This window comes from Candidatus Pelagibacter communis (assembly GCF_001179985.1).
GTDB classification, from domain to species: domain Bacteria; phylum Pseudomonadota; class Alphaproteobacteria; order Pelagibacterales; family Pelagibacteraceae; genus Pelagibacter; species Pelagibacter ubique_J.
The window spans coordinates 1-3,619 of record NZ_CVSI01000041.1; the positions used below are offsets into that span (position 1 = coordinate 1).

Here is a 3,619-nt window from a genome sequence, read left to right on the forward strand (position 1 = left end):
ATACCAATTAGGTACTGCACATCACAAGTCTCTTCATTTAATATCATTTTATGAAGGTATTACAATTTCACAACTATTAAAAAAACTAAATGTAACAAAACAGAGTTTGAATAGAGTTTTAAATGACTTAAAAAAGTTAGAATTTTTAGAATTCAAAAAAGGTAACAAAGATACAAGGGTAAGGCACATATATTTAAGTCCTAAAGGAAATAAAATTTATAATGAGATATTTTTTTCACAAAAAAAAAGAATTTATAAAGCTTTCTTAAACTCATCAGCCAAGGAAGTTTTAAATTTTGATCTGGTTTTAAAAAGAATAATGAATGAAAAGTTATAAAGCCCATATATTAGTTGTAGATGACGATAATGGTATTAGAGATTTAGTAAAAAAATTTCTCATAGAAAATAATTATTTAGTTAATACGGCTGCTAATGCTGAAGAAGCCCAAAAAAAAATTGAAATCATTAAATTTGATTTAGTTATTTTAGATATCATGATGCCTGGTAAAAGTGGTTTAGAATTTTTAAATGAAAATAAAAATTTGATTGACACACCAATAATACTTTTAACAGCTAAAGGTGAGGCGAAAGAGAGAATACATGGACTAGAAACAGGTGCAGACGACTATTTACCAAAACCATTTGAGGCTAAAGAATTATTGTTAAGAATAAATAATATTTTGACTAAGACCCAAAAAGTAAATTTAATTAGAACAATTAAATTTGGAAATATCAATATAGACTTAATCAAGTTACTAATAATAAAAAACAATAAAGAGTTTAAAATTAATATAACGGAAAAGAAAATATTAGAAAAAATGATAAATGAGCCGGGAAAAGTTTTTAGTAGACTGGAAATTGGAAGACTTATAAATTTAGAAAAAGAGAGGTCTATCGACGTAATAGTTACCAGACTAAGAAAAAAAATTGAAATGAATCCCAAAAATCCTAAATATTTACAAACTATAAGAGGTACAGGATATGTTTTATGGATTGAATAAATTTATCAAACAATTGCTACCTAAAAGATTATTTTACCGTGCGCTACTAATTGTTGCTGCTCCAATCATTATTTTACAAATAACAATTTCAATAGTTTTTTTTGATAGTCTATGGATTAAAACAAATAAAGGAATGACAAATGCATTAATAGGGGAAATTAAGTTTTTTTTAGATGCCTATGATAATGAAGACTATAATAAAGAAAATTTAATTAATTTATTTGAAAAACATCACAACTTTACTGTAAAGTTTGTTTCATTTGGAAACCTTCCAAAACAAGATATGGAGAGATGGTTTAGCCCTATGGATCGTACATTAAGAAGAGAGCTAAAATCCAGAAATTTAAGTTATTGGTTTGATACTACAAAATTTAAAGGATTAATAGAACTTAAGATAAAACATTTAAATGGATATTTTGAATTTTATATTCCTAAAGAAAGAGTGACTAGCTCTTCAGCTAGGTTGTTTGCTTTATGGATTACATTTCCTGCATTTTTATTAATTATAATCGCTCTTATATTTTTAAAAAACCAAACTAGACCAATTGTAAATTTAGCCAAAGCTTCTGAAAAATTTGGGAGAGGTGAGGATGTAGGTGAATTTAGACCATCAGGTGCACAGGAAATTCGTCAAGCTGGTTTTGAGTTTGATAGAATGAGAAAAAGAATTTTAAGACACTTAAATCAAAGATCTGAAATGTTGTCTGGGATTAGCCATGATTTGAGAACACCACTTACAAGAATAAAATTACAATTAGCATTTATTAAGGATAATAAGATTTCTAACAAATTATCGGAAGATATAGATGAAATGGAGAAAATGTTGAATGAATACTTGCAATTTGCAAGCTCTACTTTTTCTGAAAAAGACGAATTATTTAATTTATCAAAAACAATAGAAACTCTTATTAAAAAGTACAATAATTCTTTGGTAACTTCAAATATTGAAAAAAATATAACTTTTAATGGCAGAAAGAATTTAATGGTAAGATGCATAAGCAATATCATAGATAATGCGCTCAAGTATGGAAAAAAAGTGAAGTTTTCTGTTAAAAAGCTAAGTAAGATAATCGTAATAACGATAGAAGATGATGGTCCGGGTGTTCCAAAATCTGAATACGGAAATGTATTCAAGCCTTTTTACAAAATAAATAAAGGAAGAGGTGATTCAAAATCAAGCGTAGGTCTTGGACTATCTATTGCATCTGATGTAGTAAGATCTCATGGAGGAAAAATTGGCTTAAATAAATCAAAATTAGGTGGTTTATGTGTTAAGATTTCTTTGCCTTTCTAATTCGTTTATTTTTTTTAAACTTACTCACCTCATTTTCTAATTTTTCAATTCTTTTTTTAAGAATATCTGTTTCTTCTTTTGTTGATATTTTCATTTTTAAAATAATTTCATCCCTCTGAGATTTAACTATGTTAATTACTTCATTACTTAAGTCTTTGTAGGATATTAATCCTTGAGCAAGTAAACTTGTTAATTTTTCTAATAAAATTTTAGATTTTGACATACTTTTGCTTTTAAAAATAATATATTCTAAATTTTATAATATGCTTATTAATAATTTGAATCCAGTAGCTTTTGAAATATTTTTTATCAAGATTCACTGGTACTCTCTTGCGTATATTTTTGGGATAATCTTTGGATGGATTTACATAAAGAAAATATTAATTAAAAACAATATTCATAAAATTTACCTCGATGATTTAATTACTTATCTAATTATAGGTATAATTATAGGAGGGAGACTAGGTTATGTCTTGATTTATAATCTAAAATTTTACTTAAAAAATCCTTTAGAGATAATTACGATATGGCAAGGAGGGATGTCTTTTCATGGAGGTTTAATAGGAATTATAGTAGCTACTCTTATTTTTTGTAAAAAAAATAATTTGGAAAAGTATATTTTTTTCGATTTTATAGCTGTTGCAGCACCTATTGGAATTTTTTTTGGTAGAATTGCAAATTTTATAAATAGCGAGCTTGTCGGAAAACCAACCGATTTAATTTGGGGTGTTATCTTCCCGTTAGTCGATAATATTCCAAGACATCCATCTCAATTATACGAGGCTATTTTTGAAGGTATATTTTTATTTATTATAATGAATAAAATTTACTTTAGTAAAAATTACAAAGAAGGGAGCTGTTCTTTTGCTTTTTTAATTTTTTATGGAATATTTAGATTATTTTCTGAAATTTTTAGAGAACCTGATGAACAAATTGGTTATATCTTTGGATCATTAAGTATGGGAATGTTATTAAGTATGCTTATGATATTTATAGGTATTTTGCTCTTACGTAGAAAATGAAACAATCCCCTGGAAAATTTAATATTATAAAAAATCGAAAAATTAAAGTTGATGATTTTATAAATAGAGCATTATACAAACCAAAAATAGGGTACTATTCAAATAAAATGCCTTTTGGGAAAAAGGGTGATTTTGTTACATCTCCAACCATATCAAATTTATTTTCTGAGATTATAGCTATATGGATAATCTCGTCCTGGGAAACTTTAGGAAGACCTAAAATTTTTAACTTAGTTGAGCTTGGCCCAGGTGATGGAAGTTTGTCGGAAGTATTAGTAAAAACTTTTAAAAATTTTCCGACT

6 protein-coding genes are annotated in these 3,619 nt (G+C 26.6%); 5 read left to right on the plus strand and 1 reads right to left on the minus strand.

All coding sequences use genetic code 11. The features are described 5' to 3' along the window. The 3 genes from AMN80_RS02085 to AMN80_RS02095 all read left to right on the plus strand — a co-directional run. Positions 1-337: MarR family transcriptional regulator (locus AMN80_RS02085; protein ID WP_075520357.1), on the plus strand; the 337-nt coding region annotated here is incomplete at its 5' end. After that, the gene (locus tag AMN80_RS02090) at positions 324-1,001 is read left to right on the plus strand and encodes a response regulator (RefSeq protein WP_075520358.1); all 678 of its coding nucleotides are present in this window, start codon (positions 324-326) and stop codon (positions 999-1,001) included. The genes AMN80_RS02085 and AMN80_RS02090, both read left to right, overlap by 14 nt. Continuing rightward, entirely contained in the window at positions 982-2,295 is a 1,314-nt protein-coding gene (locus tag AMN80_RS02095; RefSeq protein ID WP_075520359.1) for a sensor histidine kinase, read from the plus strand. Before AMN80_RS02090 ends, AMN80_RS02095 begins: the two co-directional genes overlap by 20 nt. Here AMN80_RS02095 and AMN80_RS02100 read toward each other — a convergent pair. Further along, positions 2,273-2,518: a hypothetical protein gene (locus AMN80_RS02100; protein WP_075520360.1), complete on the minus strand. Its 246-nt coding sequence runs from the start codon at positions 2,516-2,518 to the stop codon at positions 2,273-2,275. The two genes, AMN80_RS02095 and AMN80_RS02100, sit on opposite strands and share 23 nt — an antisense overlap. Positions 2,519-2,558: 40 nt before the next feature. Between AMN80_RS02100 and lgt the strand changes: the two genes are divergently transcribed. Both lgt and AMN80_RS02110 read left to right on the plus strand, forming a co-directional pair. Next, positions 2,559-3,317, plus strand: coding sequence for a prolipoprotein diacylglyceryl transferase (lgt, locus tag AMN80_RS02105; RefSeq protein WP_075520361.1), 759 nt, complete (start codon positions 2,559-2,561; stop codon positions 3,315-3,317). Then, on the plus strand, positions 3,314-3,619 hold a 306-nt coding region (locus tag AMN80_RS02110), incomplete at its 3' end, for an SAM-dependent methyltransferase (protein WP_179850271.1). The genes lgt and AMN80_RS02110, both read left to right, overlap by 4 nt.